This is a genomic window from Ruminiclostridium cellobioparum DSM 1351 = ATCC 15832, from assembly GCF_000621505.1.
Lineage (GTDB): Bacteria > Bacillota > Clostridia > Acetivibrionales > DSM-1351 > Ruminiclostridium > Ruminiclostridium cellobioparum.
The window spans coordinates 21,825-38,707 of record NZ_JHYD01000032.1 but is presented as its reverse complement, the minus strand read 5'-3'; the positions used below and the strand labels follow the sequence as shown (position 1 = coordinate 38,707).

16 protein-coding genes are annotated in these 16,883 nt (G+C 41.8%); 11 read left to right on the top strand and 5 right to left on the bottom strand.

Annotated elements, in window-relative coordinates:
• The first annotated feature begins 58 nt into the window (after window positions 1-58).
• The 10 genes from pyrF (at window position 59) to T344_RS0112865 (ending at window position 11,104) form a co-directional block, all read left to right on the top strand.
• Complete coding sequence (gene pyrF / locus T344_RS0112915) at window positions 59-1,003, top strand: orotidine-5'-phosphate decarboxylase (protein ID WP_027629063.1); 945 nt, start codon at window positions 59-61, stop codon at window positions 1,001-1,003.
• Window positions 1,004-1,076: 73 nt separating this feature from the next.
• Window positions 1,077-2,162, top strand: coding sequence for a carbamoyl phosphate synthase small subunit (locus tag T344_RS0112910; protein ID WP_027629062.1), 1,086 nt, complete (start codon window positions 1,077-1,079; stop codon window positions 2,160-2,162).
• Window positions 2,163-2,224: 62 nt separating this feature from the next.
• Entirely contained in the window at window positions 2,225-5,437 is a 3,213-nt protein-coding gene (gene carB / locus T344_RS0112905; RefSeq protein ID WP_027629061.1) for a carbamoyl-phosphate synthase large subunit, read from the top strand.
• A 14-nt stretch (window positions 5,438-5,451) separates the two neighbouring features.
• Window positions 5,452-6,249 (top strand): dihydroorotate dehydrogenase electron transfer subunit, encoded by a 798-nt coding sequence (locus T344_RS0112900; protein ID WP_027629060.1) that lies wholly within the window; start codon window positions 5,452-5,454, stop codon window positions 6,247-6,249.
• Window positions 6,250-6,381: 132 nt separating this feature from the next.
• On the top strand, window positions 6,382-7,302 hold the full coding sequence (locus tag T344_RS0112895) for a dihydroorotate dehydrogenase (protein WP_027629059.1): 921 nt from the start codon (window positions 6,382-6,384) through the stop codon (window positions 7,300-7,302).
• 455 nt (window positions 7,303-7,757) lie between these two features.
• Window positions 7,758-8,453: a histidine phosphatase family protein gene (locus tag T344_RS0112885; protein WP_027629058.1), complete on the top strand. Its 696-nt coding sequence runs from the start codon at window positions 7,758-7,760 to the stop codon at window positions 8,451-8,453.
• A 92-nt stretch (window positions 8,454-8,545) separates the two neighbouring features.
• Window positions 8,546-9,403 (top strand): orotate phosphoribosyltransferase, encoded by an 858-nt coding sequence (locus T344_RS0112880; protein WP_027629057.1) that lies wholly within the window; start codon window positions 8,546-8,548, stop codon window positions 9,401-9,403.
• A 73-nt stretch (window positions 9,404-9,476) separates the two neighbouring features.
• The gene (locus T344_RS0112875; RefSeq protein ID WP_084331216.1) at window positions 9,477-10,208 is read left to right on the top strand and encodes a DUF1287 domain-containing protein; all 732 of its coding nucleotides are present in this window, start codon (window positions 9,477-9,479) and stop codon (window positions 10,206-10,208) included.
• A gap of 68 nt (window positions 10,209-10,276) precedes the next feature.
• On the top strand, window positions 10,277-10,753 hold the full coding sequence (gene ybaK, locus T344_RS0112870; protein WP_027629055.1) for a Cys-tRNA(Pro) deacylase: 477 nt from the start codon (window positions 10,277-10,279) through the stop codon (window positions 10,751-10,753).
• A gap of 57 nt (window positions 10,754-10,810) precedes the next feature.
• Window positions 10,811-11,104, top strand: a complete 294-nt coding sequence (locus tag T344_RS0112865; protein WP_051571844.1) for a hypothetical protein — start codon at window positions 10,811-10,813, stop codon at window positions 11,102-11,104.
• 232 nt (window positions 11,105-11,336) lie between these two features.
• Here the strand turns inward: T344_RS0112865 and splB are convergent, their stop codons facing one another.
• The 5 genes from splB to T344_RS0112840 form a co-directional block, all read right to left on the bottom strand.
• Window positions 11,337-12,356 carry a spore photoproduct lyase gene (gene splB, locus T344_RS0112860; RefSeq protein WP_027629053.1) on the bottom strand — a complete coding sequence of 340 codons (1,020 nt, stop codon included), beginning with the start codon at window positions 12,354-12,356 and terminating at the stop codon, window positions 11,337-11,339.
• Window positions 12,357-12,438: 82 nt separating this feature from the next.
• Window positions 12,439-13,680, bottom strand: coding sequence for a YibE/F family protein (locus T344_RS28195; RefSeq protein WP_034861391.1), 1,242 nt, complete (start codon window positions 13,678-13,680; stop codon window positions 12,439-12,441).
• Window positions 13,681-13,769: 89 nt separating this feature from the next.
• Window positions 13,770-14,864, bottom strand: coding sequence for a response regulator transcription factor (locus T344_RS0112850; RefSeq protein ID WP_027629052.1), 1,095 nt, complete (start codon window positions 14,862-14,864; stop codon window positions 13,770-13,772).
• Between the two features lie 33 nt (window positions 14,865-14,897).
• Complete coding sequence (locus T344_RS0112845; RefSeq protein WP_027629051.1) at window positions 14,898-15,677, bottom strand: sensor histidine kinase; 780 nt, start codon at window positions 15,675-15,677, stop codon at window positions 14,898-14,900.
• Window positions 15,674-16,087: a M67 family metallopeptidase gene (locus tag T344_RS0112840; protein ID WP_027629050.1), complete on the bottom strand. Its 414-nt coding sequence runs from the start codon at window positions 16,085-16,087 to the stop codon at window positions 15,674-15,676. The genes T344_RS0112845 and T344_RS0112840 overlap by 4 nt, the downstream gene beginning before the upstream one ends.
• A 315-nt stretch (window positions 16,088-16,402) precedes the next feature.
• On the opposite strand from T344_RS0112840, the gene T344_RS0112835 reads away from it, so the two are divergent.
• Window positions 16,403-16,777, top strand: a complete 375-nt coding sequence (locus T344_RS0112835; RefSeq protein WP_004625853.1) for a DNA-binding transcriptional response regulator — start codon at window positions 16,403-16,405, stop codon at window positions 16,775-16,777.
• The last annotated feature ends 106 nt before the right edge of the window (window positions 16,778-16,883 follow it).

Here is a 16,883-nt window from a genome sequence, read left to right as displayed (position 1 = left end):
ATTTTTGCAAACTATTTATGCCGCTGACTGAAGCGGCGGAATGGAGAGAACGATTAATATGTTTATTGACAAACTCATTGAAAGTATCAAGGAAAAGAACAATCCAACGGTAGTGGGACTTGATCCCAAAATTGAATATGTACCTTCCTTCATTAAGGAAAAAGCTTTTAAAGAATTCGGGGTGACCTTAAAAGGTGCGGCACAGGCCATCATACAATTTAACAAACAGCTTGTGGATGCGGTTTATGACCAGGTACCTGCCGTAAAGCCGCAGCTTGCCTATTATGAAATGTATGGCATTGAGGGTATGATAGCCTTTGATGAGACCTGCAGGTATGCCGGGAGCAAAGGCCTTCTGGTCATAGCAGACGGGAAGAGGAATGATATCGGTACAACAGCCGAAGCCTATTCAAGGGCATTTCTGGGCGAAACGGTTCTGGCGGATGAGATAAAACAAAAGGCCTTTGATACGGATGCGCTCACTGTCAGCCCATATCTCGGCATAGACGGTATCAAACCCTTTATAGACGACTGTGATAAACATGAAAAGGGTATATTTGTACTGGTCAAAACCTCCAACAAATCCTCGGGGCAGCTTCAGGACCTGGTTACACAGGATTGCAGAAGCATTTATGAAATAATGGCTTCATATGTAAATGAATGGGGCAAAAATGTCAGGGGACAGTATGGCTACAGCAGCGTGGGAGCAGTTGTTGGGGCCACCTATCCAAACCAGGCAAAGCTGCTGCGTTCAATTATGAAACACGCATATATTCTTGTACCGGGCTACGGCGCACAGGGCGGAACTGCAAGGGACTGTGTCAACAACTTTAACAGCGACGGTCTGGGGGCCATAGTCAATGCCTCAAGGAGTATAATGTGCGCATATATGTCTGATAACTGGAAGAACCTGTACAGTGAAGATAAGTTTGCAGAAGCTGCGAGAGCTGAAGTAATCAGGATGAAGGAAGATTTAAACAGTGCTCTTGCCGGAGATAGATAAAAAGAAATAAAATTATTTTGTCCCGTATGACCGGTGGGACAGCCACCGGCACATGGGTGTCATGGAGGTTACAATGAAGGCATTTTTACTGCTTGAAGATGGAACGGTTTTTGAGGGGAACAGTTTTGGAAAGGAAGGAAAGGTAGTAGGTGAAGTAGTATTCAACACCGGCATGACAGGATATCAGGAAGTTCTGACCGATCCCTCCTACTGCGGACAGATTGTCTGCATGACTTACCCGCTGATAGGCAATTACGGAGTTAACCTTGATGATATTGAATCCGTAAAGCCCCAGGTAAAGGGGTTTATAGTAAGAGAACTTTGTAAGACGCCCAGCAACTGGAGATCCATAGAATCCCTCAATGAATATTTGAAGAGACATGGGATAATCGGGCTGGAAGGTATAGATACAAGAGCACTTACCATAATATTGAGAAACAGGGGAACAATGAAGGGGACCATAGTCACCTGTGAGACTCTTGAGGAAATTGAAGAAAAAATAGCTGAAGTTAAAGCCTATACCGTAAGCAATCCGGTTTTGCAGGTTACAACTCCCGAAATAAAACATTACAGCGGAGAAGGCTATAAAATTGCACTGCTGGATTACGGTCTCAAGAAAAACATCGTTAGATCACTGCAAAAAAGGAACTGTGAGGTATATGTATTCCCATGTACGGCCACTGCAGAGGAGGTTCTCACTGTTGAACCAGACGGAATAATGCTGTCAAACGGACCGGGAGATCCAAAGGATTGCAGGTTCCAGATAGATAATATTAAAAAGCTGATAGGTAAAAAACCTATTTTCGGAATATGCCTGGGACATCAGCTCACTGCACTTGCCAACGGAGCCGATACCGAAAAGCTCAAATACGGCCACAGAGGCTGCAACCATCCTGTCAAAGATATTGAAAAGGATATGACTTACATCACTTCTCAAAACCATGGGTATACCATCATAAAAGAATCACTTGATCCGGAAATAATGAAAATAAGCCATATAAATATGAATGACGGAACCATAGAAGGTCTTAAATATAAAAATGCCCCCATGTTTACGGTGCAATTCCATCCTGAAGCATCGCCGGGACCGGGGGATACGGCTTATCTCTTTGACGAGTTTATTAAAATGATTGATGAAGCCGGCAGCTCGAACAAATAGACAAAACACAAATGCTTTTCATTAGTTAATAACAGCCGCACAGCGGCAGATTGGAGAATAGAATGCCAAGACGTAATGATATTCACAAGGTATTGGTTATCGGGTCAGGCCCTATCATAATAGGCCAGGCAGCCGAGTTTGACTATGCAGGAACCCAGGCATGCCAGGCACTTAAGGAAGAAGGAATCGAAGTTGTACTTGTAAACAGCAATCCTGCTACAATTATGACTGATACAAATATAGCGGATAAGGTATATATTGAACCACTGAAAGCCGAGGTTGTAAAGAATATAATCATAAAGGAAAAGCCTGACAGCATACTGCCCACTCTGGGAGGCCAGACCGGACTTAATCTTGCAATGGAACTGGCTGAATCGGGTTTTCTGGAAGCAAAGGGCGTAAAGCTGCTTGGAACTGCAACCGAAGCAATTAAAATGGCTGAGGACAGGCAGGATTTCAAGGATACCATGGAACGCATAGGTGAACCCTGTATTGCCAGCAAGGTTGTCACTACCATAGAGGATGCCGTAGCTTTTGCAAAAGAAATTGAATACCCCGTCATTGTAAGACCGGCGTACACACTTGGCGGCACCGGCGGCGGAATTGTCAACAACGAAGAGGAACTGAGGGAAACTGGCGGTCACGGACTACGGCTCAGCCGCGTTCATCAGGTTTTGATTGAAAAATGTATTGCCGGCTGGAAGGAAATAGAGTATGAAGTAATGCGTGACAGCAAGGGAAATGTAATCACCGTATGCAATATGGAAAACATTGATCCCGTCGGTGTACATACGGGTGACAGCATAGTCGTGGCACCTTCGCAGACCCTGGCAGACAAGGAATATCAGATGCTGAGAACCTCTGCCCTGAAAATAATATCGGCGCTTGGAATACAGGGCGGCTGTAATGTTCAGTACGCACTGCACCCTACAAGCTTTGAGTACGCGGTTATCGAGGTTAACCCAAGAGTAAGCCGGTCTTCGGCTTTGGCTTCCAAGGCAACGGGTTACCCAATCGCAAAGGTTGCCTCAAAAATAGCCATCGGATACGGCCTGGATGAGATAAAAAATGCGGTTACCGGCAAGACCTATGCCTGCTTTGAGCCTACCCTGGACTATGTGGTGGTAAAGATACCCAAGTGGCCTTTTGACAAGTTTGTCAGGGCAAAAAGAACACTTGGGACACAGATGAAGGCAACCGGAGAGGTAATGTCCATCAGCAGCTCCTTTGAAGCGGCACTGATGAAAGCCATACGGTCACTGGAACTGGGTATATTCACACTTGAACAGGATATTTATAAAAAACTTGAAGGAAATGAGCTGGTAAGGAAGCTCTCAGATATAAATGACGAAAGAATTTTTGTAATAGCGGAGGCTATACGCCGCTCGGTCACCCTGGAAGAAATTCATGAAATAACAAAAATAGATTACTTCTTCCTATGCAAGATAAAGGAACTGGTGTTGATGGAAGAAAAGCTGAAGTCCTATACACCCGGCCAGCTGACAGGGGATATTTTAAGAAAAGCCAAGAAAATGGGCTTTACAGACAGAGTAATCGCCAAACTGACGGGGACAACAAAGGAGAATATAACAAACCTGAGAAAACAGCAGGGAATTGCGGCAGCCTACAAAATGGTCGACACCTGTGCGGCTGAATTTGAGGCGGCAACTCCGTATTACTATTCCACCTATGACAATAACTCCGAAGTCAAGCAGTCCTCCAGGGAAAAGGTTCTTGTGCTGGGATCGGGCCCTATCAGGATCGGGCAGGGAATAGAATTTGACTACTGTTCGGTTCACTCTGTCTGGGCACTCAAGGAAATGGGTTACGAAACCATAATAGCAAACAACAACCCCGAGACAGTAAGCACCGACTTTGATACTGCCGATAAGCTGTATTTTGAACCGCTTACACCCGAGGATGTGGAAAATATAGTTGAAGCAGAAAATCCCAAAGGAGCCATAGTACAGTTCGGAGGACAGACAGCCATAAAGCTGACAAAAGCGCTGGATGAGATGGGTGTAAGGATATTCGGAACAGAGCCTGAAAATGTAGACGCTGCCGAAGATAGGGAAAAGTTTGACGAAATACTGGAAAAGACAGGTATTCCGAGACCCCAGGGCAAGACAATATTTACACTTGAGGAGGCACTTGCCGCCGCAAACGAGCTGGGTTATCCCGTACTTGTAAGACCTTCCTACGTACTGGGCGGGCAGGGTATGGAAATTGCCTTTAACGACAGGGATGTAGCTGAATTTATGGAGATAATAAACAGAACCGTACAGGAGCACCCCATCCTCATTGATAAATACATGATGGGCAAGGAAATAGAAGTAGATGCCATCTGCGACGGAGAAAACATATTGATACCAGGTATAATGGAGCACCTTGAAAGAGCAGGGGTACACTCTGGTGACAGCATTTCGGTATATCCCACCCAGACGGTCAGTGACAAAATTAAAAAAGTCATTGTGGATTATACCGAAAGGCTTGCAAAGGCTCTCAATGTAATAGGACTTGTAAATATACAGTATGTTGTCTACAACAATGAAGTATACGTAATAGAAGTCAATCCAAGGTCAAGCCGTACAGTACCCTATATAAGCAAGGTTACGGGAATACCAATGGTAAATCTGGCAACCAGGTGCATGATGGGAATGAAGCTGGGGGATTTCAGATTTGGAACAGGACTTTATAAAGAACCTGAATATGTATCTGTTAAAGTACCGGTGTTCTCCTTTGAAAAGCTTCATGACGTGGATATCAGTCTGGGGCCTGAAATGAAATCCACCGGTGAGGTTCTGGGTATTGCCGATAATTTCCCCGAAGCGCTTTATAAGGGTATCATAGCATCGGGGATCAGGCTGCCTCAAAAAGGCGACGGAATATTGATGACGGTAAGGGATACCGACAAGCCCGAGCTTGTGGGAATAGCGGAAGAATTTGAAAAGCTGGGTTTTACCCTATATGCAACAGGCAAGACAGCTCACATGCTGAACCACAACGGTATTGCCACAAATGCGGTCAAGAAGCTGGATGAAGGTTCACCCAACATACTTGACCTGATACAGTCAGGCAAGCTGGGAATGATCATAAATACTCCTACAAAAGGCAGAAAGCCGGACAGGGATGGCTTCAAAATAAGAAGAAAAGCCGTTGAAATGTCAATTCCATGTCTGACATCACTTGATACGGCTTCTGCAATAATCAGATGTCTCAAGCTGGGCAAGACCGAAGGCCAGCTTGAAGTGCTGAACCTGAGTATATTTGAATAGAAATGGAGATAACCATGAAGAAAGTTCTTACTGAACAGATTGCGGACCTGGAAAAGCTCTGTGACGATGTGTACAAAATGACCATCAAGTCGGAGTATGTGGCCCAGAATGCTGCACCGGGCCAGTTTGTCAATGTGAAGTGCGGAGGCATAGAGGCTTTTCTCAGAAGACCTATAAGCATTTGCGACGTGGACAGGGCAAACAGCACCTTTGATATTGTTTTTCAGGTAAAGGGCAACGGGACCGAAAGGCTGAGCTGCAAATGCACAGGCGAGGTTGATATTATGGCTCCGTTGGGAAAGCCCTTTGAAATAGATGACAGGTATAAAAGCATTGTTGTTGTTGGAGGCGGAATAGGTACCTTTCCTCTGCTGTATCTTTTAAACAGCAGTAAAGCGGAAAAAAAGACAGCTTTGCTGGGTTTCAGGACAAAAACCTCCGTGGTGCTGGAAAACCGGTTCAGGGCCGCGGCACATCATGTGGAAATAGCGACCGATGACGGTACTTACGGAAAGCAGGCTTTTGTCACAGAACTGCTGGAGCAGCATATACTCGGGCAAAAGCCCGATATAGTGTATACCTGCGGCCCCGGCATCATGATGCGCAAGGCGGCGGCTATAGCAGAAAAAAACGGTATTCCCTGCCAGGTCTCAATGGAGCAGAGAATGGGCTGCGGAATAGGTGCCTGTCTGGTCTGTGCCTGCAAAACCAAAAAGGGAGAGGATGACTGGGGCTTCGCTCATGTTTGCAAGGACGGCCCGGTATTCTGGAGCACGGACATCTGCTGGGACCAATGCGAAGATAGCAGATAGTGCGTACATCACTTGCCTTCGCATATGAAAAACGCAGGCGTTTTTCCCCGGTGTAGTGCATAGAGGCATACGCCGGGGAGCTTGGCGCATTAAAAAGCCACTGACATTTAGATGTACAGATTGGAGAGTAATATGTCAAATAGCATTGATCTTAGTGTAAATATAGCAGGAATCAGTTTTAAAAATCCGGTCATCATGGCATCAGGCACCTACGGCTTTGGACATGAATACAGCGAATATATTGATTTGAATACTCTTGGAGGAATATCAGTGAAGGGACTTACCCTGAAAGAACGGAAAGGCAATCCTCCGCCCAGAATAGCCGAAACTCCGGCGGGCATACTCAACAGTGTGGGGCTTCAGAACCCGGGAGTTGAGGTGTTTAAAAAGCATGACCTGCCCTTTCTGAAACAATTCGATACAAGGGTAATCGCCAATATAGCCGGAAATACCATAGAAGAGTACTGTGAAATGGCCGAGATACTTGGAGATTCGGAAATTGACGCCATTGAGCTCAATGTTTCCTGCCCCAATGTAAAGGCCGGAGGACTGGCCTTCGGCACCGATCCGCTGCTTATTGAGGAAATAACGTCGGCTGTAAAGAGATACTGTAAGCAGCCTTTAATTGTAAAGCTCTCGCCAAATGTGGGAGACATAAAATCCATGGCCAGAGCGGCCGAAGCGGCCGGGGCGGATTGTGTATCACTTATAAATACAATACTGGGAATGGCAATTGATATCCATAGAAAAAAACCGGTGCTTGCAAATAATTTCGGAGGGCTTTCAGGGCCTGCCGTAAAGCCTGTAGCCGTAAGAATGGTGTATGAGGCCGCCCATGCGGTCAAAATACCTGTGATCGGCATGGGTGGCATAGCCTGCGGTGATGATGCGGTGGAGTTCCTGCTTGCGGGTGCGGCTGCGGTCATGGTCGGCACAGCCAACTTTATTAATCCTGCCATACCTTTGGACATTATTTCTGGACTGAAAGAATACATGAAGAAATACCGATACAGTAATTTAAAGGATATCACAGGCAAGCTGGAATTAAATTAACCTGTTGTGCTAATTGAAATTTTGTTTTTGCTTTACAGATAGATTTAATCAGAATCAACTGGTACGCGAGTACAACTTCATGAAATAAAATGCACAGTTAAAAACAATTGCGGTAAATTGTCGACGAAGGTAAAGTGGTTTTGCCGGCAAAGCAACAGGACGTTGCTTTGAGCTTCAAATCGAGACAGGAGGTCGAGTTTGAGCGACGGCAAAACCGCTTTAGATGAGGCGGTACAATTTTCGCAATTGTTTTGGGTGCGTTTTTATTTTATGAAGTTAGTACGGAAGGTACCAGTTGATATACAAAAATTACACAGGTAAAGTATAAATTAATTAGCACAACGCGTTAAATTAATGCGTTGTGTCAGTTAAATTTACTTTCAAGCCGGTTAATAATATTTGAAAAGTTTGGTATAATTAAACCGAAGGTAACAATTTTTGCGTTGGAGGATGAGATGATAACCAGACTTATTTTTGTAAGACACGCAGAGGCGGAGGGTAATATTAACAGACGTTTTCATGGATGGTTTGACAGCAGGATAACCGAAAAGGGCCACAAGCAGGCCTTGAAAGTTGCCGAAAGGCTGGCCTCCATGCCTATTGATATAATATATTCAAGCAGTTTGACCCGTACCTTGCAGACGGCACAGTATATTGCCGATGTAAAGCAGCTTCCCATAATCCGTACCGATAAGCTGAGGGAGATAAACGGAGGGGATTGGGAGGATATGCCTTTCGATCAGCTTCCGGTACTGTACCCCAAGGAAAATAAAACCTGGGAGGAAGAGCCGCATCTTCATCAAATGCCTAACGGGGAATGTGTTTCCGAGTTTTATGACAGGCTTATGGGGGAAGTAAAGCATATTATCGGCAACAACCCGGGAAAAAATATCTGCATTGTGACCCACGGGGCAGCAATACGCACCATGCTTTGCAGATTTTACGGACAGAAGCTTGAGTACATTAAAAATATATTCTGGCATGATAATACTTCGGTTACCGTAGTAGATTACGATGATAAAAAGGATGAATTTGAAGTGCTGATGGAAGGCGATACAGAACATCTTGGTTTTGAATTGAGCACAATAGAAAATCAGGAATGGTGGCAGGAATTTATGGAAGAAAAGCGCAAGCAAAATAAACTGAAATGAGAAATATAAACGGCAAGTGCTGTAAAGATGGATTTGTGCAATTTGCACATTGGCAGACTCATCTTTATTGTGCCAGCGGAAATGGAGCTTAAATGGAAAAAAATAAACTTATATCCTGGCTTTTCAAAACAAATGCAGTCAGAGTATGCCCTGAAAACAAGCCATTCTGGTATACATCATCCAAGATCGGCCCTTATTATATAAATACCCACTTCCTTTACGGCAGTGAGGAAAAGGCCAACAGCCTGCTGAAAGTGATTGATGTCTGCAAGGAAAACAAGCTTGGATGTTCTGAGATAGTTTTGCAGCTTGCCCGCAAAAATTTTGAAACCGATGAGATTTTCAGGGGTCTAATTTCTTCAATGTGTGAGTATATTAAAAGTAATTTCAATATGAAAAATATCGGTTACATATCAGGGGGAGAAAGAAGAGACTGGTTTTTTTCACTGATAATAGCGGATATGCTTAAAATTCCGCATATAACAATATTTAAGGACCTGACGGCTGTTTTGTTTCAGAAGGGTGTATCCTCTGAGGTTAAGGATATAAAAAACGAAAATGTCCTTCATATAGCTGATATAATAACCGAGGCTTCCAGCTACACCAGAGCCTGGATACCGGCTGTCCAGTCCCTGAACGGAAATTTGAAATACAGTCTGGTGGTTGTCGACAGACTCCAGGGCGGTGCAGAAAAGCTCAATGGTGCCGGAGTGGAATCACACGCTTTGATGAATGTTGACAAAGCCCTGTTCAACGGGGCCCTGGATGAAAATTACATTACCGGGCAACAGCATAAAATGCTTATGGATTATCTTGAAAGACCCACTGAAACTATGAGGGCTTTCCTTGCGGAACATCCGGAATTCATTCAAAATTCTCTGCAGGCTGATCCAAAGACTGCCGAAAGAGCAAGGATATGTATAGAACAGAATATATACGGATTGTCCTGATCGGCAGGTTAGGCTCAAGGAAGATTCCAATGACGGATAATCCGGTTATTTATAGCTGGAAACGGGGATCGGTATGAAAAATGGCTTTTTACGAAACATGAAAAACAGCGGCAGAAAAAATATTATTACAGCGTCCATAGTATTGGCATTGGGATTTGCAGCTCTATTGGGCTACAACAAAATTGTTTATCTGGATGCTTTTTTCTTTTTAAAAGGTAAGGTTACTGTTGAAAAGATAGTTTGTGAAGGGGATATGGATGGGGATGGTATCTCCGACATGGATGACATAGTCCAGGGTGCCAGGAAGGAGGTACTTAACCGGACAAAATACCAGAGTACCTATTATGAAGGAGGATACCCTCCCGAGTGGGAAGGAGTCTGCACCGATGTTATCTGGCGGGCGTTGAAAAATGCAGGGTATGATTTAAAAAGCAATATGGACAGGGATATTCTTGATAATACTGAAGATTATAAAAATGGTGTAAAGATACCCGATCCCAATATCGATTTCAGGCGTGTAAAAAACCAGATAGTATTCTTTGAAAAGTATGCCGAAAGCCTGACCTGGGAAGTTAAACCCTATGACAAAAAGAACCTTTACCAATGGCAGCCCGGCGATATAGTGGTATTGAACAGGTCCGACCATGTGGCCATAGTGTCTGATAAAAGGCGCAAGGACGGAGTGCCGTACATCATACACAATGCCAGTACCGTAGCGGTTGAGGAAGAAAATATATTGCTGAAGTGGAGCAAGAGCGGCCGGATTATCGGTCATTTCAGGTTTCCAGAGGAGCGGTTGGAATAAAAGTAAAAATGATATGGGTAAAGGGATTTTTTTGATATAATGATGCAATAACAGGAGGAAACATCAATATGGGAATTCAAAAGACGAATGTTATGAGAGTACTGGATAGTGCGCATATTCCGTATAATACATATACCTATGAAAACAGGGATGGGGCTATAGATGGGATTTCTGTGGCCAATAAGATCGGACAGCCTGCGGAAAAGGTATATAAAACTCTTGTTACAAGAGGTGCCAGCAAGAATTTCTTCATTTTTGTCATTCCTGTGGGTAAGGAACTGAATCTTAAGGCCGCGGCAAAATCGGTGGGCGAAAAGTCCGTCGAGATGATCAGAATGGATGAAATAAACAGGGTAACCGGCTATATCAGAGGAGGCTGCTCGCCCATAGGAATGAAAAAGGATTACACGACGGTTGTGGACAGCTCCTGTGGAAATATTGACTCAATAATATTCAGTGCAGGAAAAATCGGCTTTCAGGTAGAGATAAAGCCCCAGGAGCTGGTTGATTTTATAAAAGCCGGCGTTGCACCTGTAATAGACTGATTATCCCTGACTTTATTTGGTAATGTATTATTATAAAGATATTAGAGGAGAATACTTATGCACATAGACCAGAATACGCTTATTGCCATAGCTGTTGTTGTAGTTGGATTTTTTACTTTTACATACGTCTCGATGCAGGAGATATTTAAGTTCAAGCTGAAAAAGGAGCAGATTAAGGTGGATGCCATGGTTAAAGCAGAAGAGATAAAGGCAAAAAACCAACTTGACATTGAAGCCTTAATACATAAGGATAGTGTTAATCAAAGCAAACAGGTAAAAGATAACCGGAGTCCGGTAAATGAGGAAGATTATCTTAGCGAGAGAAGGAATAAACTGGACGAACGGGCGTAGTAGTTATTGATTTTAATTACTATGGTCTAAACCCGGCCGAATAATTTGTAGCAAGTTAAATTAATTCGCTGTGCCAATTGATATTTTGTTTTGCTTTTTAGATAGGTTTAGTTAGAATCAACGGGGTAATTGTTTTGAGGGTGTCCTTATTTTATGAAGTTAGTACGGAAGTTACCAGTTGATTTAAAGAATTACACAGGTAAAGCAAAATTTAAATAATTAGCGCAACGCGTTAAATAATATACTTTATCTTCCCATTCTCAAAAAGCTCGGATATCTCCTTCTGAAAAAACTCTTTAATCTGAGACATGGTTTCCCTGGGATAGACATATTTGCCATAACCGAATTGTCCGTATTTAAACTGTCTGTTTCCGTTGTCCATGTCCAGGGTGGTTTCAGGAAAGATTTCAGTTATTTTATTTCTGGCTTTTGTGGTATACCTGTGGGAAATAACCTCAAAGGTCACAGGATTTGAGGCTGAGGCCGGAAATTCCTGCCGCAGTGCGGACAGAAGCTCTCTGTATTCCTTTTCCCAGCCCTCATAGATAAACACAGGTGCAATTATAAAGCCAACAGGATAGCCGGCTGAATATAATTTGGCACTTGCCTCAATACGTTTTTTTGCCGAAGCGGTTTTATGTTCGTACTTTTTTATTATGGACTCGGTATTCAAACTGAAGCGTATTTCTGTACGGTTTTTGTGTTCCAGGGTCAAGAGATCATCAATATCGGTATATTTGGTGACAAACCTGAAGCGGGCCTTTTCCTGGGCGGCAAAGTAGCGTATGGCCATTTTCAACGCCCCGGTATACGGTTCCACGGGAACAGGGTCGGAGGTTGCAGAACCTTCAAAGATAGTCTCCTCCGGTAATCTTTCACCAATATATTTATCGGCTTGCCGGAATATGTCTTCAAGATTTACATGAATTCTTATAAAAGGTTTGTCGCCCAATTGGGTATTGAGATAGCAGTATTCACACTGACCGATGCAGCCGCTTACCAGAGGCAGCTGGTAATGGGCCGAGGGCTTGCAGCTCTGAAAGCTCAAGCTCTTTTTTACACCCACAACAAGGGTGTTTTTTCCGCTTTGATACAAAGCAGCTGTTGTTTCTCCGGGAATATGACTTTTTACTTTATTCAATGAGCTTTCGATTATCTGAAGGTTGCCGGCTTTGAAGCTTTCATACAGCTGTCGTCCCAGGGGATAGTCCAGAGAGCCTGTTTCGAAAATTACTCTTTGCGGTACAAACATATATAACCTCTTCTACTGTTATTTTAATTTAGTTTGCACCAATCAGGCAAAATTCATAATAAAAATTTGGGAAAACCAGTTATTACTTCCAGCCGTCGGTGTAATCATCCTGAAATTCATCAGAAGAGGGAAGTTTATGGGCTTTGAATCCGGTTTTGACTCTTTCGGAAAACAAATAGGCGCATATGAGGGAGGTAACGGGAATGGTTACCAAAATACCGAAGCTGCCTATCAGTGCCTGAAGAATCTCAACCACGATCATCTCCTTGTTCATAAGCTCCAAAACAGAGCTGTTATAGGATACCAGCAGCAGAACCACAGAAAGTGAGCTTCCGATATAAGCCAGAATCAAGGTATTGGCCATAGTACCCATTATATCTCTTCCGATAGCCATTCCGGATTTAATAATAAGGCTGAAGGGGGTGTATTCGAGTTTTTCCTTGAATTCGGCAAGGGCGGCCGCTATGGACATTGATACGTCCATTATGGCTCCGATGGCTCCGATAAGTATAGCTGCAAATATTATTGCCCTGAGATCTATAGGATGATTGGGATTGACTCGGATTACATAAAGGGATTCCTCACTGACCAGACCGGTAAGCTTTAATACGTTGTCCATTATAAGGGTAAGAAAACCTGACACCAAAATACCGGCAAAGCAGCCTATTCCAGCCGAAAGGCTTTTCTTGTTGGCACCATAAATGATAAGGAAGGACATTGTTATTATAAAAATGCAGGTTATTATGGACCAGAAATATATATTGAAGCCCTGGAGTACGGCCGGAATAAATACAGCAAAAATTGCTGCACAGGTAAAGATAAGAGAAATAATTGTATTGAAGCCTTTAAAACGTCCGAAAATCACAAGAAATACAAAAAAAGCAATTCCCATTATCAAAAGCGAATCGGATCTCAGGTACTCGCCCAACACCCAGTCATTATCGGAACCTTCGTTATCCAGCCTGTAAAGTATTACCTTGTCCCCTGCCTGAACCTCTTTCAGAGAAGCTCCGGTAAAAGGGTCTATGGTTTGCAATGCCATAATCTCAGTACCCTTGTCATCACCGGATAAAACCCTGGCCTGAAATATGATTTCCTTGCCTGTATCGGGATTTTCGCCCCCCAGATCATATTCTGTCTTCTTTGTACTGACAACTTTTATGACCTGTGCCTTTTCAGCGGTAACTCCTTCTGCTCCGCTCAGCATGTTCAGGTTTTTTGTGGTCATTTTGTTGCCGGCTACCAGAATGACTACTGAAAAGATTATTGCTAGAAGATATACCAGGGTTTCTCTATTTAAAAATGATTTAACTTTTATTGACATGTTTCCTCCGGATACTGAAATAATCAATTGCATTATTTAATGATAGCACAGTAAATTTTTCAGTACAATAGGAGCAGCGGAGGAGAAAATCAAATTTGATAATCGGTATAGTCGGTATTCCGGAATTCCGAAGGACTTAATCCGTATATCTTTTTAAACTGCTTCATAAAATAGTTCAAGTCACGGTAGCCTATCTGAAAGCCTATTTCATAGGTTTTCAAGTTTGTACTTTTAAAAAGATACTCTGCACGGGTCATCTTGACCATGGTGACATAATCGTTGAAATGAATACCTGTTTTGGCCGGAAAGGAATTACTCAAATACGTATTGTTAATGAAGAATTTTTCGGCTATTACTTTCAGTTTCAGATCATCTTCAGGATTATTCAATATGTATTCGCAGATATGCCGGATATTATCATCCTGAGTATCGGGCTGAAACTTTACAATAAACCTGATTAAATAATTTAATTTTCTCATATAAAACTCTTTAAAGGTATCAGTATCGCCGTCGTGTAAAAAATCCACTTCTTCAAAATAATTGATCCCGATAAAATTTCCAAGCCACTTAAATTCTTCATAAACTGCTTTTATAAGATTGTGATACAGCTTTTTGATAATGATATCTGCTTTAATAATGTTGTCGGATAAGGCCAGATATAAATTTTCTGCAGTTGAACCAAACAATTGAACGGCCGAGAAGTCCCTGTTTTTAATATAATTAAAAATATTTTTCTCCTCAGCTGCCGGATATATCCAGTCATTGTTTTCGGAAACATAGCCTGAGGTCAGTTTCTGGTTTTGGGTTTCCTTTAAAAAGTTCCCTGCTCTTTGCAGAACCTGCAGCAAACTTTCCTCGGCAGCAGGTTTTACGAGATAGTCAAATGCTCCTAAAACTATACCCTGCCTGGCATAGTTAAATTCACTGTATTCACTGATAATAACAACACAGGAACATAGATTATCCTTTTTAATTTCCCTTAAAAGCTGAAGCCCATCAATTATGGGCATTCTAATATCTGTCAATACCAGATCGTATTCGTTATTTTTGAGTAAATCAATAGCCTGACTGCCGTTACTGGCTTTTCCGGCAACTTCAAAACCTGATATTTCGCCCCATACCTTAAGGCGCTCCAATTCAATAAGAAAAATATCCCTGTCGTCAACAATTAATGTTTTGTACATTTTTGATTCACCTCGGTTCTATAATGCCTGCAGTTATTTCAATATATTTTCCTGGCTGATAGTAAAGTAAACACAGGCGCCTATTCCAACCTCACCTGTTATCCAGACTCTGCCTCCGGATTTTTCTATTATTTTTTTCACAATTGCAAGGCCGACTCCGCTGCCTTCAAAATCATTTATTGAATGCATACGCTGAAACATACCGAAAAGATTCTCTGAAAACTTCATATCGAAACCGACACCGTTATCCCTTATGTAAAAACGGTTTTCATTATTGACAAACAGGTATCCTACTGTAATGATCCCAATATCCACATTCCTGGTAAACTTCAAGGAATTTGAAATTATATTTGTAATTACCTGTTTCATCAGCACTTTGTCTGCCAAAATAAAAGGCATATCATCTTCAAACCTTAAAATTATTTTCTGATTTTTTGAAAAACCTATTACAAGCTCATCGAAAACAGCCGTAACCATTTCCTTCAGATCCAATGCCTCCAGGATGGGGTCAAAATCCGTAAACCTGGTATACTCCAAAAGCTTGTTTATCAAAATCAAGGTATCACTGCATATGCCTCTGATGTTCTGAATAAGCTCGATACCTTCTGGGGCAACGGTATTTTTGTAATCCTCAATGAAAATTCTGGCATAACCGTCTATAGCCCGGACCGGAGCTTTAATTTCATGAGATATGGTATAATTAAAGGCTTGCAGCTCATTATTAGAAATCTGAAGCCTGCTTGCTATTTCCTGAAAGTCTAAATTATTTGAATTTTTTATATCAGCATCATCTTTGTTATTTATAGAAATCACTCCAAAACGATTAATTCTTCAAGGTTCACGTTTTTATCAGCTATTATAAAACTTTTTAAAACAGGACTTCTACAGTTTTCAAGAGATAAAATCAAATAACTGATACCAGGGTCAAAAGCCAGTCGTATATCCTCTTCGGAAGGTCTTGCAGGAGAAGCGGGATGACTGTGAAAATTTGCTAAAAGCTGCCAACGGTTTTTGCGTATATCAGATATTACTTTAAATTGTTCCTGAGTATCCATGGAAAAATGTTCGGGACTCTGATCAATATTTTTTAAGGGATAAACCTTTTGAACAATTTTTTTATCTCCGTCAATAATTCCGCCCAAAAGACCACAGCTTTCATTTGGCAAGCCCTTAATCGAATGATTGAGTATATCATTGAAATGCCGTCTTTCCAATATAAACATAGCTAACCTCCTAAAAACTTATTTATCTATATCTTAAAAAAAACATACTATAAATATATGTATAATATATAATTTTAAGTATTATTTGTCAATTGTAATACATACTAAAAATATTTGTTTAATAAGTATACTAGCACATTACTTTTCAAAGTCAATTTCAAAAAAGAATACCTAAATATAAACCACTTAAATTCTAAATTTAGTCTTGTTGCCAGTCAAAACCAGAAAAACTATAATTTATAAATGAAGAATTATCTGCAATGCGGCTTTTCATAATATTTCTGTCGCTGCATGGCAGCGGGATGAGGGGTTTATATGCAGAAAATAAAAGTTTTAATAATTGAAGAGTTTAAATATATTGCCGATTTAAATGTCCTTGAGCTCAAAAGAGGCGGATTTGAGGTGGAAAGTCTGTATGTGTGCAGTGAGGATGCCATGAGACAGGCTTTAAGCTTTAGCAGTTATGATATTATTTTATCCGATAATTCAACACCCCACTTTAATGCAATCCAGGCCCTGTTTACCAGGAATGAACTGGCGCCGAAAACGCCATTCATAATAGTTTCTGAGGATGTATCGCCTGAAAGCATAAAATTTGCCATGAAAAACAGCTGTTGTGCGTATCTGCTGAAGGAAAATCTTCATCAGCTTGCCATTCTTGTTAAAAATATAGTGAACCGTACTATATAATGTCGGCCTGGTGATGCAGCTCATACATGATAATAGGAGATGAGTTAATGGGATTTATCGGAAAAATTATATCATGTTTAAACGTATGCGGTTAAAATTTTAAAAA